At 29.9% G+C, this 18,946-nt stretch carries 21 protein-coding genes, 19 tRNA genes and 1 pseudogene; 7 read left to right on the top strand and 34 right to left on the bottom strand.

Going from position 1 to position 18,946, the window contains the following annotated elements; all coding sequences use genetic code 11:
• Window positions 1-787: 787 nt before the first annotated feature.
• From AXY43_RS16780 to AXY43_RS16765, 4 genes are all read right to left on the bottom strand, one after another.
• Window positions 788-1,858, bottom strand: coding sequence for a hypothetical protein (locus AXY43_RS16780; protein WP_105411845.1), 1,071 nt, complete (start codon window positions 1,856-1,858; stop codon window positions 788-790).
• A gap of 278 nt (window positions 1,859-2,136) precedes the next feature.
• Window positions 2,137-3,819 carry a hypothetical protein gene (locus tag AXY43_RS16775; RefSeq protein ID WP_105411844.1) on the bottom strand — a complete coding sequence of 561 codons (1,683 nt, stop codon included), beginning with the start codon at window positions 3,817-3,819 and terminating at the stop codon, window positions 2,137-2,139.
• 302 nt (window positions 3,820-4,121) lie between these two features.
• Complete coding sequence (locus tag AXY43_RS16770; protein ID WP_105411843.1) at window positions 4,122-4,307, bottom strand: hypothetical protein; 186 nt, start codon at window positions 4,305-4,307, stop codon at window positions 4,122-4,124.
• Window positions 4,308-4,366: 59 nt separating this feature from the next.
• A complete protein-coding gene (locus AXY43_RS16765) occupies window positions 4,367-5,083 on the bottom strand; it encodes a hypothetical protein (protein ID WP_105411842.1) in 717 nt (238 codons plus the stop codon).
• Window positions 5,084-5,218: 135 nt separating this feature from the next.
• Here AXY43_RS16765 and AXY43_RS16760 point away from each other — a divergent pair, with 135 nt between their 5' ends.
• A complete protein-coding gene (locus tag AXY43_RS16760) occupies window positions 5,219-5,443 on the top strand; it encodes a DUF1659 domain-containing protein (RefSeq protein ID WP_105411841.1) in 225 nt (74 codons plus the stop codon).
• Window positions 5,444-5,486: 43 nt separating this feature from the next.
• Window positions 5,487-5,705, top strand: coding sequence for a DUF2922 domain-containing protein (locus tag AXY43_RS16755; protein WP_105411840.1), 219 nt, complete (start codon window positions 5,487-5,489; stop codon window positions 5,703-5,705).
• 83 nt (window positions 5,706-5,788) lie between these two features.
• Here the strand turns inward: AXY43_RS16755 and AXY43_RS16750 are convergent, their stop codons facing one another.
• From AXY43_RS16750 to AXY43_RS16715, 8 genes are all read right to left on the bottom strand, one after another.
• Window positions 5,789-6,544, bottom strand: a complete 756-nt coding sequence (locus AXY43_RS16750) for a phage antirepressor KilAC domain-containing protein (RefSeq protein WP_181246132.1) — start codon at window positions 6,542-6,544, stop codon at window positions 5,789-5,791.
• A 78-nt stretch (window positions 6,545-6,622) separates the two neighbouring features.
• Entirely contained in the window at window positions 6,623-7,015 is a 393-nt protein-coding gene (locus AXY43_RS16745) for a hypothetical protein (RefSeq protein ID WP_105411839.1), read from the bottom strand.
• A 1-nt stretch (window position 7,016) separates the two neighbouring features.
• Entirely contained in the window at window positions 7,017-7,259 is a 243-nt protein-coding gene (locus AXY43_RS16740) for an AbrB/MazE/SpoVT family DNA-binding domain-containing protein (protein ID WP_105411838.1), read from the bottom strand.
• Window positions 7,260-7,308: 49 nt separating this feature from the next.
• Window positions 7,309-7,935: an ATP-binding protein gene (locus tag AXY43_RS16735; RefSeq protein WP_105412516.1), complete on the bottom strand. Its 627-nt coding sequence runs from the start codon at window positions 7,933-7,935 to the stop codon at window positions 7,309-7,311.
• Window positions 7,936-7,984: 49 nt separating this feature from the next.
• Window positions 7,985-9,310 (bottom strand): phage replisome organizer N-terminal domain-containing protein, encoded by a 1,326-nt coding sequence (locus AXY43_RS16730; protein WP_105411837.1) that lies wholly within the window; start codon window positions 9,308-9,310, stop codon window positions 7,985-7,987.
• A gap of 137 nt (window positions 9,311-9,447) precedes the next feature.
• Window positions 9,448-9,642: a hypothetical protein gene (locus AXY43_RS16725; RefSeq protein ID WP_242986352.1), complete on the bottom strand. Its 195-nt coding sequence runs from the start codon at window positions 9,640-9,642 to the stop codon at window positions 9,448-9,450.
• Window positions 9,643-9,720: 78 nt separating this feature from the next.
• Entirely contained in the window at window positions 9,721-9,918 is a 198-nt protein-coding gene (locus AXY43_RS16720; protein ID WP_105411835.1) for a helix-turn-helix domain-containing protein, read from the bottom strand.
• A 23-nt stretch (window positions 9,919-9,941) separates the two neighbouring features.
• Window positions 9,942-10,133 (bottom strand): helix-turn-helix transcriptional regulator, encoded by a 192-nt coding sequence (locus AXY43_RS16715; protein WP_105411834.1) that lies wholly within the window; start codon window positions 10,131-10,133, stop codon window positions 9,942-9,944.
• A 221-nt stretch (window positions 10,134-10,354) separates the two neighbouring features.
• Between AXY43_RS16715 and AXY43_RS16710 the strand changes: the two genes are divergently transcribed.
• From AXY43_RS16710 to AXY43_RS28505, 4 genes are all read left to right on the top strand, one after another.
• On the top strand, window positions 10,355-10,708 hold the full coding sequence (locus AXY43_RS16710) for a helix-turn-helix domain-containing protein (RefSeq protein WP_206608188.1): 354 nt from the start codon (window positions 10,355-10,357) through the stop codon (window positions 10,706-10,708).
• 82 nt (window positions 10,709-10,790) lie between these two features.
• Window positions 10,791-11,279, top strand: coding sequence for an ImmA/IrrE family metallo-endopeptidase (locus tag AXY43_RS16705; protein WP_105411833.1), 489 nt, complete (start codon window positions 10,791-10,793; stop codon window positions 11,277-11,279).
• Between the two features lie 100 nt (window positions 11,280-11,379).
• On the top strand, window positions 11,380-12,186 hold the full coding sequence (locus AXY43_RS28510; protein WP_278337369.1) for a tyrosine-type recombinase/integrase: 807 nt from the start codon (window positions 11,380-11,382) through the stop codon (window positions 12,184-12,186).
• The gene (locus AXY43_RS28505; RefSeq protein ID WP_347501441.1) at window positions 12,129-12,581 is read left to right on the top strand and encodes a site-specific integrase; all 453 of its coding nucleotides are present in this window, start codon (window positions 12,129-12,131) and stop codon (window positions 12,579-12,581) included. Before AXY43_RS28510 ends, AXY43_RS28505 begins: the two co-directional genes overlap by 58 nt.
• Before the next feature lie 103 nt (window positions 12,582-12,684).
• On the opposite strand, the gene AXY43_RS16695 is transcribed toward AXY43_RS28505, so the two are convergent.
• From AXY43_RS16695 to AXY43_RS16590, 22 genes are all read right to left on the bottom strand, one after another.
• Window positions 12,685-12,761 (bottom strand) — tRNA-Arg (locus AXY43_RS16695).
• 46 nt (window positions 12,762-12,807) lie between these two features.
• Window positions 12,808-12,881 (bottom strand) — tRNA-Gly (locus tag AXY43_RS16690).
• Window positions 12,882-12,904: 23 nt separating this feature from the next.
• Window positions 12,905-12,979, bottom strand: a tRNA-Gly gene (locus tag AXY43_RS16685).
• Between the two features lie 5 nt (window positions 12,980-12,984).
• Window positions 12,985-13,069: transfer RNA gene (locus AXY43_RS16680), tRNA-Leu, on the bottom strand.
• Between the two features lie 19 nt (window positions 13,070-13,088).
• A tRNA-Lys gene (locus AXY43_RS16675) sits at window positions 13,089-13,164 on the bottom strand.
• A gap of 7 nt (window positions 13,165-13,171) precedes the next feature.
• Window positions 13,172-13,246: transfer RNA gene (locus AXY43_RS16670), tRNA-Gln, on the bottom strand.
• 57 nt (window positions 13,247-13,303) lie between these two features.
• Window positions 13,304-13,379, bottom strand: a tRNA-Lys gene (locus tag AXY43_RS16665).
• A gap of 5 nt (window positions 13,380-13,384) precedes the next feature.
• Window positions 13,385-13,458: transfer RNA gene (locus tag AXY43_RS16660), tRNA-Gly, on the bottom strand.
• Between the two features lie 23 nt (window positions 13,459-13,481).
• Window positions 13,482-13,556, bottom strand: a tRNA-Gly gene (locus tag AXY43_RS16655).
• 5 nt (window positions 13,557-13,561) lie between these two features.
• Window positions 13,562-13,646, bottom strand: a tRNA-Leu gene (locus tag AXY43_RS16650).
• Window positions 13,647-13,663: 17 nt separating this feature from the next.
• Window positions 13,664-13,739: transfer RNA gene (locus tag AXY43_RS16645), tRNA-Lys, on the bottom strand.
• 7 nt (window positions 13,740-13,746) lie between these two features.
• Window positions 13,747-13,821 (bottom strand) — tRNA-Gln (locus AXY43_RS16640).
• Window positions 13,822-13,824: 3 nt separating this feature from the next.
• Window positions 13,825-13,900 (bottom strand) — tRNA-His (locus AXY43_RS16635).
• A gap of 5 nt (window positions 13,901-13,905) precedes the next feature.
• Window positions 13,906-13,982: transfer RNA gene (locus AXY43_RS16630), tRNA-Arg, on the bottom strand.
• A 35-nt stretch (window positions 13,983-14,017) separates the two neighbouring features.
• Window positions 14,018-14,091 (bottom strand) — tRNA-Gly (locus AXY43_RS16625).
• Between the two features lie 16 nt (window positions 14,092-14,107).
• Window positions 14,108-14,183, bottom strand: a tRNA-Pro gene (locus tag AXY43_RS16620).
• 6 nt (window positions 14,184-14,189) lie between these two features.
• Window positions 14,190-14,266, bottom strand: a tRNA-Arg gene (locus AXY43_RS16615).
• A 150-nt stretch (window positions 14,267-14,416) separates the two neighbouring features.
• A tRNA-Gly gene (locus AXY43_RS16610) sits at window positions 14,417-14,490 on the bottom strand.
• A gap of 17 nt (window positions 14,491-14,507) precedes the next feature.
• Window positions 14,508-14,583: transfer RNA gene (locus tag AXY43_RS16605), tRNA-Pro, on the bottom strand.
• 125 nt (window positions 14,584-14,708) lie between these two features.
• Entirely contained in the window at window positions 14,709-15,188 is a 480-nt protein-coding gene (locus AXY43_RS16600) for a metallophosphoesterase (RefSeq protein WP_023976005.1), read from the bottom strand.
• A 76-nt stretch (window positions 15,189-15,264) separates the two neighbouring features.
• Window positions 15,265-15,879 carry an XTP/dITP diphosphatase gene (locus AXY43_RS16595; RefSeq protein WP_023976006.1) on the bottom strand — a complete coding sequence of 205 codons (615 nt, stop codon included), beginning with the start codon at window positions 15,877-15,879 and terminating at the stop codon, window positions 15,265-15,267.
• 216 nt (window positions 15,880-16,095) lie between these two features.
• Window positions 16,096-17,070: an AIR synthase family protein gene (locus tag AXY43_RS16590; protein ID WP_023976007.1), complete on the bottom strand. Its 975-nt coding sequence runs from the start codon at window positions 17,068-17,070 to the stop codon at window positions 16,096-16,098.
• A gap of 96 nt (window positions 17,071-17,166) precedes the next feature.
• Between AXY43_RS16590 and AXY43_RS16585 the strand changes: the two are divergent.
• Window positions 17,167-18,905 (top strand): annotated as a pseudogene (locus tag AXY43_RS16585) (hypothetical protein).
• Window positions 18,906-18,946: the final 41 nt, after the last annotated feature.

The raw sequence follows: 18,946 nt of genomic DNA, 5'->3' as shown, positions 1-18,946 counted from the left end.
ATATTAATATAGAACTACTTACTTACGTAGAAAAATAACAAAAAACTATGTATTGGTGGAGCCACAAAGGAGCACGCAGTGCTCCTTAATAAATTTATTCCTTGCTGCCGGCAGGCCACAAAAACAATAAGAAGTGCAAGCTATAAGACGATACTTTCAGTTAATTTATACTAGATGAATAGATCTTATAAAAAATGCTTAAATATCTTTTTATAGCTTGTACTTCTTTTCATTTGTTTGAGCGTAAGCGAGTTAAAATCAAGGTAATAGGCTAGCTTTAATGATATAACTTGCAGCTGCATCTATACAATCTCAACATACTTTTATATAAATATTGCAGGAACAATAATAAGCTTGTCTATTACTTCCTTTGACTTGAAGGCAAAGCCTTGAAGTCACTTAGCTGAATTTAAAATAAGCAGAGAAGAAAGTAACAATGCAATAGATTTAAGCGGAGCTTTAATGTGTTGCATATTGTTTCTTTCTGGCCCTTGAGTTTTGAAGTAAATTTAAAGTAAAGTTGTAGCAGAAAACATTAACTTCCTTTTATATTTTCTAATTCTAAAATTCGCTCTTATGCATTCAATAATTATCTTCCAAGATTCAACAATATATTCCAATGATGTTATAGTATATACGTATTTAGGCCTGGACATATTGCTTTCCAATTCCAATCTAGTAACTTCTAGGTATATGAATAACTAGAAGTTAGATTTTATTCAAATTTACTCGATTTACTATATAATATTCAGTATCATTAATAAATATAAAATATTTAACTATGAAATTACCTACTACTTTTATGTGCTTCAATATTCTCAGTTTCTTTTTTTTCTACATAATTATTAAATTCATTAGTACTTGTACAACTACTTAAATATTCATCTTTGACCATGATATTTAATAATTCCATTACTACGACCTTTAATATGATTATATCTTTAGCATCACAAATAGCATACTCTGTATAATAATCAATTTTGCCATGCATTAAGTCATTTCTTATTCTTGAATAAATATCAATCATTATATCGCTAATCTTCTTAGTTTTTTTAACTTCAGATGTTATACGTTTAGGTAACTGCTCTAAAATTTCTTTTTTTTCTATTACATTAAATATTATTCTTAATTTTCTTCCTATGTCAGTACTTTCTATTTTTTGACTATTATCTCCTCTAAATATATAGTTTAATATTATTGCCCATTTAAGTACTCTTTCTCTTGAATAACATTCATTAAAATTGCTGTATATAACCTCCAACACTTTACAAATTTTCTTTTCATATTCATTTTTTTCTTTGAGTGGTTTGTTTAATATCTTAATAACATTAGGTATATTGGTAATATCAAAATTACTTGTTGTCGCAATTAACATTTCATCAACAGTGTTAGGATATATCTCAGACTTGTTATCGTGAATTGCCATATATGGATTTAATCCTTCATCAACTTCATGTATTCCTTTGTTACTAATAACAATTCTTTTTTCACAATCAACATTTGTTGTTTTATTAAATATACTGAGGTATATACCACCAATAGTCTGCTTCAACAATTGCAATGCTAATGAATTATTACCATCTCTACAAAGACCTTTATAATTACCATATCTCTTTAAGTCTACAACGGCAAATGTACTTACTAATTTAAAATTTTTATTAAATTCGTGATTAATTGCTAAGCTACTATCAATAACATTTTTAACTAAATACTCTTTATCAACAAAATCAATAAGTCCTATTGTTACAATACTATTTATAGCAATTTTCAATCCTGTAATAGGAAATATAAATTTATTTTTGTCTATTGCTCTATGTGCATATTGTAAAATAGGTCCCCTTGGTACACCAAAAAACATATTTTCATCTCCTTAATCAATTGCTTATTTTATGTATCGAGATACATATATAAAACATCTATCTAACTCTCCATTATTAGCCTAATGGGCATATATAATAGTAAGTTTTTCAATAAATAAATTAAAAGTGTTATCTAAGATTAGGTTTTAACTTTTCTATTCCTATTTTGCTCTCAAGTAGGAACTCTCTTGTTCACACATTTCTGCTTTATGCGTATACATATCGTAACATTTAAATTATTTCTAACTTTTAAGAAATAAACTTTTTATTTATAATATTACAAATGAATTACAAACTTATCCTTATCTCCGTTACAGATACATTTATTTCTTTCCTCAAACTTATCAGCTCTAATAATCTCAAATCCATCATATTCTAACTTTTCTAGATGATTTAAGTAAGGATGTTTAAATTTATTAACTTCACTTACAGGAATCATTGCAACTGATTCATTTTTTACTTTAGGCTTAAATATTGGTGTCCCTACATCTGCACCATGATGTGGTACTTGCAAATAATCAAAATTTCTCGTTGTAAGCTTACAAGGCATTTTAAAATAATCTACATCTCCAGTTAATAATAAATTTTTATCTCTAATAGTCAATTCCACTACTAAACCTATGTTATTTTGTTTAGTACTATGCCCGTTTGTAGCAGTTCCTTTTCCTTTATATATATTAATATATTTATTACAATAAACAATATTATCATTATATTTATCACTAATTAAATATAATGTTTTATTATATTTTACTACCCCTATATTCTTCATCTCTTCTCTTAAACTTAAATATTTACTAAGACGCAGCGCTGAATCTGAATTACTATTAAGATTATTAATATCTGGGGCAATCCAGATTCTATCATATATTTCTGGGTTACAATAAACTATTCCCAGTATATGGTCAGTATCCCAATGTGATAAAATAATTGCTTTTGGTTTATTATTGTAGTACCTTTTATATGAACCATCTACCTCAAAGTTAATACTTTTATCTTTTTCTCCACTTACTGAGAATCCTATATCATAAAATACTCCAAAATTTCGATTAAAATTAATATACGAGCATAATCCTTGACCGACATAATACATTGTATATTTAATTTTATTTATTTTTTTAGGACAATATCTATTCATCATATTCTCTAATACTTTTTTATCTTTTACATCATCAGTAATTACATTATTTTTAGTATTAAAAATATGTCTATTCTTTTTATCAATCACATCTGATTTATATTTTGCATCTATATCATTATCAACTATATTTATAATAGCATTCTTTACCTTAATTGGACTTGCACTAAATAAAACATTTCCCGCAATAATATCATTTCTTTGTTTATTTATATCTTTATTACATATAAGCTTAAGTGGCCAATATCCACTATACAAGTCATCCCACCACTCGTTTATATCATCTAAATTTTTATATGTATCTTCTAAGTTTATATAAATATCCTCTAAGTTTTCATGTAAGTCATATATTAATTGCATATAATTTATGCCTATAAGCTTAAATAGAAATGTTCTTGTACAGTACTTTAAAATGCACAGGTATTTCCAAAAAATATCATTATCAGTAATGGTCACAGTTAATTCATAAAAATATGGTTTGAATTTATCAAATGTTTGCTTTAGCAAACTCATGTGTTTACTAATATTATATGTCTCAATATTAAAAACCCAATTTGTACTATTTTCTAAATTATATTTTTTTGATATTCTTTTTATATTCTCACTAGATTCATCTTGCATGTTATTAAAGTAATTTATAATATTATTCAACAATCCTTCTTTTCCATAAATATCTTCATCAAATTCTAACATTTCATCATTTGTCAAAGTAATATTAACAATTACATTCTTTTCTTCTTTATTTACATTTATATTCGTTATCTTTCCATATACTAATTTATCGTCTTTAGGAAATGGATTAAATAATTTATAAAGATCCAAATTAAATTCCTCCTTTAATGAAATTAGGTGATATTATTAACTAAAACTTAGATACAAAATCACATATAAATACATCCTATATCATCCTTAATTTTAATTTAAACTACATTTTAGTTATTAACTATATTCTACTAGTAGACTTGATAAGTTCACATTATAGACATTATAGGAATGAACACGTATCACTATCTATTAGACTATATAATCCATTATAATCCAATTTTTTCACACATGGAATAATTATCTACTTCTATAAAAAAATAAATGTAACAACACTAATTATGCTGCTACATTCTAAATACCTAATTATTTTCTTTCTTGACCATATTATTAATCTTTATCTTCTCTAATTCTTCACTAAGAATTATGTATTTTTTACAATACTTTATAACTCCTAATACGTAAATAATTGTTGCTGCTAATAGAATTACACATCCTGCTAATAATCCTAGTGCTAAATTGTACAAATTATTTATTATATCAACCATAAAATCCTCCTAAATTCTTTCTATCTTAATAATTGCATAATTTATACAAGCTTAATCATTTAAAGTAATTTTACCTTTCTTACATTCTTATAATAAAAGGCCGTTTCTTTACCATCCCACTTAACATTTAATGTTTCTCCATTATTATAAATCCTAACAACATTACCTATTGCTTTTATCCCCTGGTATTCAATAGCAACTTCATCATCAACTTTAAATTCTATGCTTGCTATATCACTTGGTTCTTTTATATTATTGTTATCATTTATATAACCTTTCTGCAAATTAACTTCCATATTAAAAATCTCATTTTCATGATACCTTGGCTTTTGCTCATACTCTAATACCCATCCCTTAGGATTTATTACTATAGTTTTTTCTCCAGGTATTATTAAATTAGCATCACATTTTCTTTTTATATATTGCTTAGGCTTAAGATCTTCAAGCTTTAGTTTTTGTATTTCATTTATTTCCTTGTCAACATTCACAATAAGTATTTCTTCTCCAGGCATGATTTCAACATTACTAGAAAGATTAAATTCATTTATTCCCTTAGAATTAAAGTATAAAGTTTTATCATCCAATTCAACTAATAATGCCCCACTAAGTGTTTTTACTATTCTTCTGCAGCTATGTGAATATAATTTTATGATATTATCAAACTTATCTATTTCTTTATTTTCCTTTTCAATAATAATTTCCTTTGGTTTTATAATCTCTATAGTAGGCAAATCAAATATACTAATTTGTCCTTCAATAAAACATTCACTTTTCATATTCATCCTTTCAATATCGTCAATCTGTTTTAGTTCTTTTGTTCATAAAAAAACAAATAATTTTCATCTATTTATGTAATATTAATCATTTATCCATATATCCTTTATGAAAACAAAATGAAGGAGGTAAAACACATGGCTGTAACTAAATCAATTGAAACCGCATCCCTAAGCATCGAGGTTCAAAGTGGGACTGATAAGGCCGGGGACGCAATCTACAGTAAGAAGACTTTTTCTGGTGTAAAAACAGATGCTGCTCCTCAAAATGTCTATGATGTTGCTGAAGCAATAAAAGACGTTATGGAAGCTAAGACTAGAGATTACTTTATTAATGAATCTTCTACTTTAGCAAATGCTTAGGATCATGATCTTATGTAAATTTTTAAGATTGGGGGAAAAGTAAATGGAATATACTTTAGCTATGACTTTTTTAACTGAAGCTGGCTTAAAAACTACTTTAAGCGTTAGCGGTGTTAAATCTACTCTTACTAAAGATGAAGTCAACGCACTTATGGAAACTATAATTTCCAAGAATATTTTCAAAACTAATTCTGGCGATTTAGTTAAAAAATCTGGTGCTCAGTTGACTCAAAGACAAGTTACTAAGTTTGAGGTGGCTTAGTCTTTTAATAAAAATGGAGGTTTGTCCTGATTGAAAGGGTAAATCTCCATTTTTTTATATACCATCCTCATAAGATATATAATTCATTGTTCTCTAATTTTTCTCATTATAAAATCTATCCCTTTTTGAAATACCATTGTTTTTATATTAATTTTAGTCTCACCACTAGGTACTGAGTATTTCTGCTCCAATACTCTAAAGTATCCTAAATCTACATACTGCTGATAAGGAATATTATTTTTGTCTAAAACCTTCTTTTCTCGAAGCAAAGAGAATAAACTATTTCTTCCCATTCCCTTAATTCCAAGAACCTTTGCAACATGTCCCATTTCAATACTATCCTTGGATCCTGCAACATCATCGTAAAATTGTCCTTTAGGTTCTAGTAACTTTACTTTCTTTTCAGCTTCAAGCCTTGCTTTTCTTTCTTCTTTTAACTTAGTAGCTGCAGCAATAAGTAAATCTGGATTATCTAATAATTCATCTGTTGCATACATTCCTGTTTTCCTTATACAAGGTAATACCTCATCAAAAATCCATGCTTCAAATTTCTCTGCACCTGGTAATTCAGATTTCGCAGCTAGACGAAAAATATCACCTTCAGGTATTAAACTCATTTCTACAATTTGGATAGCATCAGTTCCATCTCTCCTCTTTCCAGTTACTACCCCTACTCCGTGTTTCACGGCTCCCCTGCAATGCCTTGAAATTGCATCATTAGGCTTTTTATATCCTAATGCTCTTGCTATATCAATTCCAACTGCATAATCCTTGTTATTAACCTTCACCCATCTTATTTCTCCAAATCTTGCATCTTTAAAAATTCTTAAACCACCCATTTCTCTTATCTCCTTTCCTAAGAATTTTATTTTTTTAATACTTAATCAATAATACAAATATTCAATTTTTCATATAACTTATTTAATAACCCTTAGATTTGGCTTATTAGTTTCTTTTTTATAATCCTCACTAAACTCATTAATAAAATAATCAAAGTTACATTTAACATAAAGCAAACCTTTTCTTTCATTCCAGCTTAAGGCATATATTTTATTTATTCTGATTTCAGTATCTTGATTATATATAGTCCATCCATCTCTCCACATACCAACTGGTGGAATATCACTATATAGATTAAAAGGTATACTTTGATCTATATTTCTTATACAGCCTTTTTCATCTATGATAAAGTAGAGACAGCCATCTTCATTCCTATTAACGCTTTTACCCTGGCATTCCCCACCATGATTATGACACCTGCTACAATATGCACATTCCAGGCGGTTAGGTAAATTTTTCGGCCTGTCCATTTTAATCCTGCCTTAAAGCCTTTCTACAGCCACTACAAACAGGCAAATTATTAAATTCACTTACATCTTTATCGCTTCCACAAAATATGCAACCCTTACTATATTTCTTCAACACTATACCATTATTAACCTTAACTATTTCAATTGGATCTCCTTCATTAATATCAAGTACTTTTCTCATTTCCTTTGGTATTACAACTCTTCCTAATGGATCAACATTTCTTATAATTCCTTCTGTTTTCATTTAAATAACTTCCTTTCTGATATAGATTAATTTATTAATAACTTATAGCTTACTTAAGTCTATAGTTATTCCTAATATCCTTCTCAATTTCAACAACATAATCTTTTGACATTTCATATATTCTTGAGGCAACCCCTTCATCAAAAGCAAGTAATCTATCAATAGAAAATTCACTGCTTACTATAATAGGCAGAAAATTAAGATACCTGTAATTAATGATTTCAAACATAATATTCACATCTGTTTCATTAATTTTTCCCTTGAAGAGGTCATCAATAAGCAGGACCTCACATAACTGATACTTTGAAATGGTCCTGGTATAATATTCTTCATCAATCATATTTTGTTTTATCTTTGTGATTACATCTCTATAAGGCATGTACACTACTTTAATGTGTTGTTTTAAAAAATTTAATGCAACAGCAATGCTACAATGCGTTTTACCGCTCCCAACCTGGCCACACAATAAAATACTATTACGTCTATTATTTCTTATTTCATCAAAATCAGTGCAATAAGCTGCCGCAGTATCCTTCATCCTTTGAGAAGCTTTATTCCAAACTTCAAAACTAGAAAACGTAAGTTTACTTTGTTCAACATTTATTCCTGAATACTTCCACTCATTCTTTAGTTTTTCTATTTTCCTGCATTCACAGGCTATAGCAAGAGGCTGCATATGCTCCTGCGGTACTAATATCCATCCAGTATCGCAACATTTATCGCATTTATATGAGGTTTGCTTCAATCCTCTTTCTTTCAGCTTCTGTAAGTTTTCGTGGTTCCTTTGGCTTGAATCCTGCAAATTCATTTTTATCTGCTGTGATACTCTTTCCATTGCTTCTAAAGCCATCTCTATTCACCTCTACATTATCTTCCGGATATCCATCTCTTCTCCAATTTTTCAATACTCCTATTGCATATTTTATGTCAGGACAATTTCTTTGAAACCCAATATCCATAGCCATCTTAACCCATTTTTCTCCGTAAATATCAATAGCTGATGCAAGTACAACATAATCACACCCTCCTGGTTTTCCTGTTATTTTTTCATGATAATGCATAAGCTCCATTGCTTTAAGATTTATATTTATATCCTTCCCTTCTTCTGATTCACTTTTAGTATTATTATGTTGCTCAAAACGACTAAACTGACTTACTTCTTCATCACAAGCTAAATTTTTATTATTTACACCATTAGTTAAGCTTTTATTATTTAAATCAAAAATACTCTTTGTACGTTCTGTATTTTTATCTTTATCTATTTCTTTTTTCTCTTTCTTAATCTTTTTCTTATTCTCTATCTCTTTCTTATTCTGTTCCGTTACTGTAACGTTATTTTTATTTTGCATAACGTTACTAATATTTTTATTGACAATACAATTATTATCAGCAGTTTTTATAATGCTATTACTGATATCTTTATTAATATTAGTAATTTCTGTACTAATATTATTGCCTTCTTCACTAGTTTCTATATTTTCTAATGGTTTATTTTTATCTAGATCTTTATTTTCCCCTGAAACATCATTACCTTTTGAATCTTTCTTTTCTTCTAAATCCTTAGTTTCTTCTAGTTCCTCATTTTCATCCAAAGTTATGCTTTCTTCTAAAACTTCGCTTTCATAACTTTCTTGAGCATCACTTTTACTACCCTTCTTCTCCTGCTTTTTCTTTTCTCTATGATTCTCAGCCCTTTTTCTATTTTGCTCACGGACTCTTTCCATTCCCTCAATATTTTGATACTTGTCCCAGTTTATAATTCTGATTACTTTATCAGGCGCTATTTCAATCATGCCAAATCTAGATAAAACTTTTAATGCAAGTTTAATGGCATCTATTGGTCTGGAAAATAATATAGCTAACATCTTTGCAGTAAGAGGCTTTCCCTCTGATAAAAAAATCTCTCCATTAGCATTGATCTTTCCACCTAGTAAGAGTATTCTTATCCATACATAATGAATTGTATCCCTATCAGGCATTGCATCTATTAACTTCATTTTTTCATCATCAGGCATGCACGTAGCTAATTTAATCCATTTAATATCTGCCATTGTTCTCACATTCCTTTACATAAAATTTTCTAAACCTTTCAAGTCCATCCCAGCATGGACTTATTCCAATTGAGGTACATACATAGATATAACATTTGAAGATTTTGAAATTCACGTTTCTCCCTCATTTATAATTCCTATGATTTTATTAAAATTCCCTTATGCTCTTGATCCCTTTTACCATTTTCAAAATCGTAATAAATACACTCTTCAACTTGTTTAACAGGAAAATTTTCTCCTAGCATTGGGGTACATACTTTCGTATCCCTTGGATAGTTTTTTAATATTTCAATTAAATCATTAGCTGTTAAACCTTCTAATTTTCTAATCACTCTAAATCCCTTCTTTCTAAATTTGTTAACAATGCACATGGACATCATTTTGTTTTAATATGCGTAAATATAAACACTTCAAATTCTTTTATATTCACACTGCTTATCAATCCAGCTTTGTAACTTTTCTTTATTTATAAAAATTCTTTTTCCAACCTTAAAACAAGGAAAGTCCTTTCTCCTTAATAAATTGTCATACATCATACTCCTGCTGCATCCAAGAACTTTTATACATTCCACTGGTGTTATTACCATTTTAGTTACGTTTTCCTCCATACCCTGTCATCCCCCACATTTATTTAATTAATGTTAAATACATACTCAACCTTTTCATCTAAAGCATTAGCAATACCCTTCATTATCTCCAAACTTGGGTTACTTCTTTTTCCTTTAGCTAAAAGATATACATATTGAGCTGATACTTTTGCATCTTTTGCTATGTCATTGTAGCTTAGAGCTTTTCTTTTTCTTAGCTTGTCAATTTTATTCATGGATTATCTCCTTCCAAATATTAACTTGTTGTTTATATCATAATTGAACTCTAAGTTAATTATAAAGTTTCATATGAACTTAAAGTTAACCTAATTTCACCTTAATTTACATTCAATCCTTATTTTTCTAATTATCTCTCATTTTTTGGAAGTTTATTATTGCTAAATATTAACTGTAAGTTTATAATGAGTATAAACAATTAGTTCAAGAGGTGTTTAAAGTGTTATCTAATAATATTAAGAAATTAATGAGTATTAATAAAATTACAGCTAAAAAACTGGCAGAAATAGTGGGTGTAAGTCCAACGCATATTAGCTATATATTAAATAATAAAAGGGAACCAAGTATTGAATTATTAGGAAAAATAGCTAATGCTCTAGGTGTATCCATTGATGAAATCTTTCAAGATAAAGCTTCAACGGAGCCAAGCTCTTTATCAGAAATTTCCTTGAATAATGAAAAGCAAAAACAAATTAATACTGTTGCTGCTCATTTAGAAGAAAAGAGCCTAACTCCTCAAAAATTAAAATTGCTAAATGACTACATTGATATATTGTTTAATGAGGAATTTTAAAATTTAAAATCTTAATTTTTAATGAAATACTGCAAAGCTACTTTATTTAATTGAATTAAATTTAATAATAAGGGATGATAGAATGACTTATGAGGATTTATTAATTGAAGCTGAAGAAAGAGGCATTAAGGTTAAAGAAAAGCATATGTATGCAAATTTAAAAGGGGTATACAAAAATAATAAAATTCTAATTAATCTTAAAGCAACTACTGATGTAGAGAAAAGATGTATTCTAAGTGAAGAAATTGGACATCATGAAACTTCCTCTGGGAATCTTTTAAATACCAATGAAATAACAAATAGAAAACAAGAAATTAGAGCTCGTAGATGGGGATATGAGCATACTGTTAAAATAGAAGATTTAATTAAAGCTTATGAATATGGTGCAGTCACTTCATTTGAAATTGCCGAATATATAAATGTTACTGAACAACATTTAATAAACGCTATTAGCAATTATAGGAAGCGCTATGGAATTTTCACCGAATCAGAAAACCATTTCATTTATTTTGAACCATATCTTAAAATCGAAAGAAAAGATAGCTTGTTTGATTACTTAATCATTTGTTAATATAACCTATTGAAAATTTCCATAAATTTATAATAAATTATAACTAGTTGTGTAAACTATATTTAACTCAATACTAATGTTTTTAAAAGGAGTTAATATTATGGCAAAAACAATATACAAAAAGAAAATTAAAAATGGAAAAGAATATTATTTTTATAGAATGAGGCATAAAAATTTAGTTACACCAAAGGACTTATATGCCTTAACTGTTAAAGATCTTGATGAAAAAATTAAAAATCTTCTGACTGATCTTGATTACAACATAATAGATACCAAAGAATCTTTTGAAACTTTCTTTATTAATTGGCTTTTTGAAGTGAGATTTTTAACTTTAAAACCATCTACAAAGGAAAGGTATGAAAGTGTTTATAGGAACTATATAAAAAATAGTCCTCTTTCAAATATCAAAATTAAAGATATAGCTTTAGCAGATGTTCAAGGTTATTATAATAAATTAGTTAAAGACGGCCACTCTGTAAATTGTTTAAAAATGATTAACAAGTTAATATCTCCATGTATCAGATATGCTTTTAATAATAGTATACTAATTAGAGATTTCACTGGTGCGATTGTTCTTCCTAAAGAAAGTGAAGAAACCAAGCTAAATAAGGCTAATAAAGTTCAACCATTTACATTAGATGAACAAAAAAGATTTGTAAAAGCAATTAAAAATCATGAATTAGAGATATTATTTATTACTGCTCTCAATAGTGGTCTAAGGCAAGGTGAATTACTTGCACTTACCTGGAATGATATTAATTTTGATAGGCATTATATTGATGTTAACAAGAACGCTAAATATGTGGCTAACGTCTCTTCTGAGGGCCGTGAACATTCTAAGATGATAATATACAAACGCCAAAGACAATTAAGAGTACTAGAAAGGTCTCTATACCTCCTAGCTTAACAGAACAACTAAAAATATATAGATTTAAACAATTAGAACAAAAATCCCTACTTGCAAATTTATATCAAGATAATAATCTCGTATTTTGCACAAAGTTTGGAAAATATTTAGATAGTGGTAATATCAGAAAAAGATTCAATAAAGTAATTAATTCTATTAATGATAATGAAACAGATCAATATAGAAAAATTGCTCCTAGAAAATTTCATGATCTTCGCCATACATACGCCACGAGGCTTTTTGAGCTTGGTGAAAAACCTAAGACAGTACAAGAATTACTTGGCCATAGTGATACATCCGTTACTCTTGGAACCTATACTCATGTATTAGAAAGTATGAAAGTAATAGCAGCATCAAAATTAGATGATTTATTTATGTCAATGCAGACTGATTAAAGGCTGTATTTTTTATAACGATTTTATAAGGGGCAAAAAAGGGGGCAAAATCAAAATACCAACAATTTAGTTTTACACTAAACTGTTGGTATCACTCATTTCATGGTGCACTTGGTGAGATTCGAACTCACGACTTCTGGATTCGAAGTCCAACGCTCTATCCAACTGAACTACAAGTGCATATTAATTTTTATATAAATAAAAACAACTGAAATCAGTTGTTTTTTGGAGCGGGTAGTGGGAATCGAACCCACCTTTCCAGCTTGGAAGGCTGGAGTATTACCGATATACGATACCCGCATATTTATTTATTTTTATATAAATGGAGCGGAAAACGGGATTCGAACCCGCAGCCTCCACCTTGGCAAGGTGGCACTCTACCGTTGAGTCATTTCCGCTCATTTGGTGCAGATGAAGAGAGTCGAACTCTTACACCGTTAGGCGCTAGATCCTAAGTCTAGTGCGTCTGCCAATTCCGCCACACCTGCATAAGTTTTTTTATAAATTTGGTGGCTCACCCGGGAATCGAACCCGGGACACCATGATTAAAAGTCATGTGCTCTACCGACTGAGCTAGTGAACCAAAATAATGGCAGGGATAGCAGGATTTGAACCTACGAATAATGGAGTCAAAGTCCATTGCCTTACCGCTTGGCGATATCCCTGTAATGGAATGAACTACATGTTATCCCAAATTTTTAAGTAAATAATAAGTTTACTATTGGTGCGTCATCAGGGATTCGAACCCTGGACACCCTGATTAAGAGTCAGGTGCTCTACCAACTGAGCTAATCACGCATAATTGGAGCGGGTAGTGGGAATCGAACCCACCTTTCCAGCTTGGAAGGCTGGAGTATTACCGATATACGATACCCGCATATTCATTTATTCTTATATAAATGGAGCGGAAAACGGGATTCGAACCCGCAGCCTCCACCTTGGCAAGGTGGCACTCTACCGTTGAGTCATTTCCGCTCATTTGGTGCAGATGAAGAGAGTCGAACTCTTACACCGTTAGGCGCTAGATCCTAAGTCTAGTGCGTCTGCCAATTCCGCCACACCTGCATAAATTTTTATGAATTTGGTGGCTCACCCGGGAATCGAACCCGGGACACCATGATTAAAAGTCATGTGCTCTACCGACTGAGCTAGTGAACCAAAATAATGGCAGGGATAGCAGGATTTGAACCTACGAATAATGGAGTCAAAGTCCATTGCCTTACCGCTTGGCGATATCCCTGTATGGGGTGAACGATGGGACTCGAACCCACGACAACCAGTGCCACAAACTGGCGCTCTACCAACTGAACTACGTTCACCATAATGGTGCGTTTTAAGGGATTCGAACCCCTGGCCCACGCCTTAGAAGGGCGTTGCTCTATCCAGCTGAGCTAAAAACGCATATCTTTTATTATGTTACAAATATTAAATTTGTATGGAGCGGGTAGTGGGAATCGAACCCACCTTTCCAGCTTGGAAGGCTGGAGTATTACCGATATACGATACCCGCATATTTATTTTTTAAATGGTCGGGGTGACAGGGATTGAACCTGCGACCTCATGGTCCCAAACCACGCGCGCTCCCATCTGCGCCACACCCCGATTTAATGGTGCGTTTTAAGGGATTCGAACCCCTGGCCCACGCCTTAGAAGGGCGTTGCTCTATCCAGCTGAGCTAAAAACGCATATTTAATTGCTTTTCAGACTTTTTCATTTTACTCTATTCAAGCAATCTTGTCAAGAACTTTTTCTTCGGAACGTTTTTTATTTTACATGTTCCTTCAAACTTTGTCAAGGCTTTTTTTAACCACTTTGATTAATATCATAATTTTTAATGGAGCGGGTAGTGGGAATCGAACCCACCTTTCCAGCTTGGAAGGCTGGAGTATTACCGATATACGATACCCGCAAATATTAATCTTTAAATGGTCGGGGTGACAGGGATTGAACCTGCGACCTCATGGTCCCAAACCACGCGCGCTCCCATCTGCGCCACACCCCGAGAATCTTAACTAGTTTTTCAACTTGTCACTCATCTCTCAGCGACAATGATTATTCTACAATATCAAATCTGTTTCGTCAATACCTTTTTTATAATTTTTCATAATAAATTTAAATATTTAATCATTATTCCCTAATTTCTTTTAAATATGCATCTACTTCCCCATTATTATCGATGTTTATAAAACCTATACATCTCCCTTTAAATTTAGGTAATGATATACTTCCTGGATTCATTAATATCATATCATCTTCTTTCTCTACTAATTGCTGATGTGTATGACCGAATAACACAATGTCAGCATTTAATTCTCTTCCCCTATAATAGATATTATTCATAGAACTCTTTACCCCATATAGGTCACCATGTGTAAAAAATATCTTTTTTCCATTCACTTCTATAACAGATTCCTTTGGATACTTAGTTGAATAATCGCAATTACCTGCAACAACATATACTTTTCCTTTAAAAGTATTTTCCAATAATTCTGCATCATCAATGTTATCTCCTAAATGTATCAAAATATCGGCATCCTTTATTAGCCTCTTAGCCAAATTAATATATTTAGTCATCCTATGTGTATCACTTACAACTGCAATTAACATAATTTAATTTCTCCTCCTGCATTATTATTTATTTAACTCTTATATAGTAAAGAGCCTATTTACCTGGAATAACTTTCTAATAAATTAATTTATTAATTACCTTTTTTAATTCCTTTAATGCCTTTCCTCTGTGACTTATTTCATTTTTCTCCTCTGAAGTTAACTCTGCAAAAGTTTTATCTAATGGCTCGTAGAAAAATAATGGATCATATCCAAATCCCCCATCTCCATGTAGTTCTTCTATAATATATCCTTCTACTTCACCTGTAACTTTAAAATACTCCCCCTTATCTGTAAACATAGCTAATTGACAAATAAACTTAGCTCCTCTATTGCTTTTTAAAACTCCTTTTAACTTGTTTAAAAGCTTTTCATTATTTTTTGAATCATTTCCATGTTCCCCTGCATATCTAGCAGAATAAATTCCAGGCTCCCCATTTAAGTAATTTACTTCTAATCCCGAATCATCTGCTAATACAATAAAATTACTATCTTTTCTTTCCAACAGATATTCATATATTTCCTTTGCTTTCTTTTTTGCATTCTCTTCAAATGTTTTTCCATCTTCAACTACATCTATGTTTATACGCTCATCTTCCAATGATCTAACTTCTATATCTATCTCTTTTAATATTTCTTTCATTTCTTTAATCTTTTTCTTATTATTACTAGCTAATATTAATTTTTTCATTCTATATCTCCTTTTGCTCATTTACAATAAAAATTTCAAATTTCATAATTACTCTATAAAGTGCTTTAAACCCACTGGTTCTTTTGCTTTTCTATCACTAATAATATTATCACTTTTTCATTTTTAAGTAACCTAATTAACACTATATATTCCTAAATAACCTTTATATGATTCCAACTAATTTACTTGAAACACATTAATCTTTTAGCATTCTTACTATATATTAAATAATTCATCTCTTTTAGGTGCTTCAACCTCTATTTCAATATCATCATCTATTAATAATGCTCCACTCTCACATATCTTTCCTATTATACTAGCCTCAATTCCACTTTCATTTAGAAGTTTTATAAGCCCTCCACCATTTTTAGTAGTAATAAGCATACTCCCAGATGATATGAGCCTAAGTGGATCTATTTTGAATTCTTCGCAAACCTTTTTAGTTATATCCAACATTGGTATTTTCTCTTTAAATATTTTAAAGCCTTTATTTGATGCCATAGCAACCTCAAAAAGTCCTCCAAGTAGTCCTCCTTCTGTTATATCATGCATTGAATTAACGCCAAATTCTCCGCCTATTTTTCCTTCTCTAAGAACACTTAGCTTATTGATTAAATTACTTCCAAATTCTATCTCTTCTTTTGATAAAATTTTCTCGATTCTTGCTTTATGGTCATTTATTAAGATATATGTGCCCTCTAACCCTAATGTTTTAGTTACTATTATGTCATCTCCTAATTGCGCTCCTGCAGTTTTTACAGATTTACCTTTTAAATTCTTTCCTATCACTGTTACGGATATAACCATCTTATTTACTGCACTTGTTACTTCTGTATGTCCTCCTATAATCTCTACATTAATCTTAGCTGCTTCTTCATTAATTTCCTTCATGATTTCGTTTATCTCTTGTAATGTTGATGATGTTGGCGCCAATATTGTAACTAAAATACCTATAGGCTCTCCACCTGCTGATGCTATATCATTACAATTAATATGTACTGCTAGTTTCCCAACATTCTCACTTGCTCCTGTTATCGGATCTGTAGAAAATATTCCTTCATATTCTCCAAAATCAATAATAGAGCAATCTTCTCCAACATCATTTCTAATTTTTACCTCCTTTCTCTTAATTGTTTTATTATTTAATATGATATTTCTCAAATCCTCGAAATCTAATTTTCCTTCCTTCATTATAAAAAATCTCCTTTTATTTTTATTTTATGTACTTTTTGTTTACAAATTTCATATTAATGAATAAGATGAGAATTTTATGAGAGGTGTTATACATTGAGATATATAGGACCATTTTTTAGGATGAACAGTCTTTCCCAAAAAGAAATTAGTGGTCAACTTTTTTACTTATCCAAAGAATCAATAAAGACTTTGGTTCTAAACTCTAAATGCGGAATTTTAGCTCAAACTAGAGCTTCAAAAAAATCTCCTATAGAAGATATTAGCATATTAAATAATTTTTCTCCACTATTATGCTTATATAGAAAAGCTTCACCGTTATTTATTCATAGTAAAAGCAGCCCTAGTTTTGATGAGGCAAGTTTTAAAAAGGAAATAAGCCCTTCTACTAGTGCTCTTATGACTTTATGTTTACTTGAATTAAGCGAATATTATTCACATTATAGTGATGGAAAAAGAAATATAGTATCTCTTGAGAAACCATTTAAATTCCTTGCTAGAGAGCAGTTACAATTCTATTCTGAAAACTTACGAAATAATGAAGGCTTATTTGTAGATAAAAAAAATATATCTGATGGAAATTCTAAGGGATTTTCTTTAATAGATAAAGATGATAAATTTAAATTTTCAGATCAAGCTTTTATGATGGCTGCTTACTTACTATACTCACATTATAATGATAGTGATGAACTTAGCAAAGATTATGCTGCATTTTCAAACGAAATTCTAGATATGTTTAAAACTTATAATTCTGTATTATATGATTTATCGTTTAGTGAATGTATACAAATTTTTCTCGCTCTAAATATTCATTATAAATATTCGTGCTCACAAAATGCGAAAGAATTAATTTTAGACTTGGGTGACTTTTTGATTTCTAAATTTCAAGAAAAAGATTACTATATTGATTCTATAGATGATTGTGCATTATTTTCTATCTGTCTAATGGAAGCTTATAAACATACAGAAATAATTTCTTTTAAAGAATTCTCTAAAGAGATTACTGAAAAACTGATTAGTTTATATGATACAGATAAAAATATATTTATAAAATTGTCTGATAAGAAAGATAGTAAATACTCTTGCATTGAAATTAATCTATATCTTTTATGTTTACTTATGTATTCATTTCAAGAAGACAGGATTTCAGAACTACGACCTATTATTTCTGGTCTTTATAGAAAATTCTTCGTAAACGGCGGACTTTTAACGAGTTGGCCTGAAGCTCCAACCTTAGATGAGGTAGAACGATATAAGAAATTAAGCCTACGTTCTAATGATATGTTAGATGAAATATATTTTAGAATGCCAGTATTACCTACTCCTAAAAGCACAGGTTTAGCTCCTGTATTTGTTAAGAGCTTAAGTTATTCAAAGAAAAAAGATTCATTAAATACTAAGAGGACTTCTTTTGATAGTAGCAAAAATATGTTTAACTTTTTTATGATTATCTACCTTCTTAAAGATATGGTTGAAGACTTTATGGAATTTATCCCACCATTAGGATTAGAAAGACTCTCTGATTTAGATAACTCTGTTGACGCAAATACTGATTCTTCAACAACTGACACAAAAGAAGATAACTCTAAAAATCCATTACTACATCTAGTCCAGAGAGTAATGTAAGTAACTTAAAGACACAATTAAACTTATCAAAATCAGAAGACCCTGTTAACTTTAAACAACCTGTACTTAATAGTTTTAATACTTTCAAAAAAAATACTAATATAGCTTCATTAAACAATGATAGTACGACTAAAATTAATCATTCTTCTAAAAATAAAAAACTAAAGAAAAATAAAGCACAACATCCACACAGTAAGAAAAAGTTTTAAGATTCATAGATATGGATATTACAAAAAACTATCCTTATATG

The organism is Clostridium sp. MF28 (genome assembly GCF_002969175.1).
GTDB classification, from domain to species: Bacteria; Bacillota; Clostridia; order Clostridiales; family Clostridiaceae; genus Clostridium; species Clostridium beijerinckii.
The sequence above is the reverse complement of the archived record's forward strand: the minus strand, read 5'-3'. Positions and strand labels throughout refer to the sequence as shown.

Bases quoted from the DNA above. Each gene is read 5' to 3' on its own strand.
- AXY43_RS16600 (WP_023976005.1), bottom strand. From the start codon at position 15,188: ATGTTAATTGCAGTTGTAAGTGATACACATAGGATGACTAAATATATT.
- AXY43_RS16760 (WP_105411841.1), top strand. From the start codon at position 5,219: ATGGCTGTAACTAAATCAATTGAAACCGCATCCCTAAGCATCGAGGTT.
- AXY43_RS16705 (WP_105411833.1), top strand. From the start codon at position 10,791: ATGACTTATGAGGATTTATTAATTGAAGCTGAAGAAAGAGGCATTAAG.
- AXY43_RS16780 (WP_105411845.1), bottom strand. From the start codon at position 1,858: ATGTTTTTTGGTGTACCAAGGGGACCTATTTTACAATATGCACATAGA.
- AXY43_RS16735 (WP_105412516.1), bottom strand. From the start codon at position 7,935: ATGCAGCCTCTTGCTATAGCCTGTGAATGCAGGAAAATAGAAAAACTA.
- AXY43_RS16750 (WP_181246132.1), bottom strand. From the start codon at position 6,544: ATGGGTGGTTTAAGAATTTTTAAAGATGCAAGATTTGGAGAAATAAGA.
- AXY43_RS16590 (WP_023976007.1), bottom strand. From the start codon at position 17,070: ATGAAGGAAGGAAAATTAGATTTCGAGGATTTGAGAAATATCATATTA.
- AXY43_RS16745 (WP_105411839.1), bottom strand. From the start codon at position 7,015: ATGGACAGGCCGAAAAATTTACCTAACCGCCTGGAATGTGCATATTGT.
- AXY43_RS16770 (WP_105411843.1), bottom strand. From the start codon at position 4,307: ATGGTTGATATAATAAATAATTTGTACAATTTAGCACTAGGATTATTA.
- AXY43_RS16730 (WP_105411837.1), bottom strand. From the start codon at position 9,310: ATGGCAGATATTAAATGGATTAAATTAGCTACGTGCATGCCTGATGAT.
- AXY43_RS28510 (WP_278337369.1), top strand. From the start codon at position 11,380: ATGGCAAAAACAATATACAAAAAGAAAATTAAAAATGGAAAAGAATAT.
- AXY43_RS16765 (WP_105411842.1), bottom strand. From the start codon at position 5,083: ATGAAAAGTGAATGTTTTATTGAAGGACAAATTAGTATATTTGATTTG.
- AXY43_RS16595 (WP_023976006.1), bottom strand. From the start codon at position 15,879: ATGAAAAAATTAATATTAGCTAGTAATAATAAGAAAAAGATTAAAGAA.
- AXY43_RS16715 (WP_105411834.1), bottom strand. From the start codon at position 10,133: ATGAATAAAATTGACAAGCTAAGAAAAAGAAAAGCTCTAAGCTACAAT.
- AXY43_RS16720 (WP_105411835.1), bottom strand. From the start codon at position 9,918: ATGGAGGAAAACGTAACTAAAATGGTAATAACACCAGTGGAATGTATA.
- AXY43_RS16755 (WP_105411840.1), top strand. From the start codon at position 5,487: ATGGAATATACTTTAGCTATGACTTTTTTAACTGAAGCTGGCTTAAAA.
- AXY43_RS16740 (WP_105411838.1), bottom strand. From the start codon at position 7,259: ATGAAAACAGAAGGAATTATAAGAAATGTTGATCCATTAGGAAGAGTT.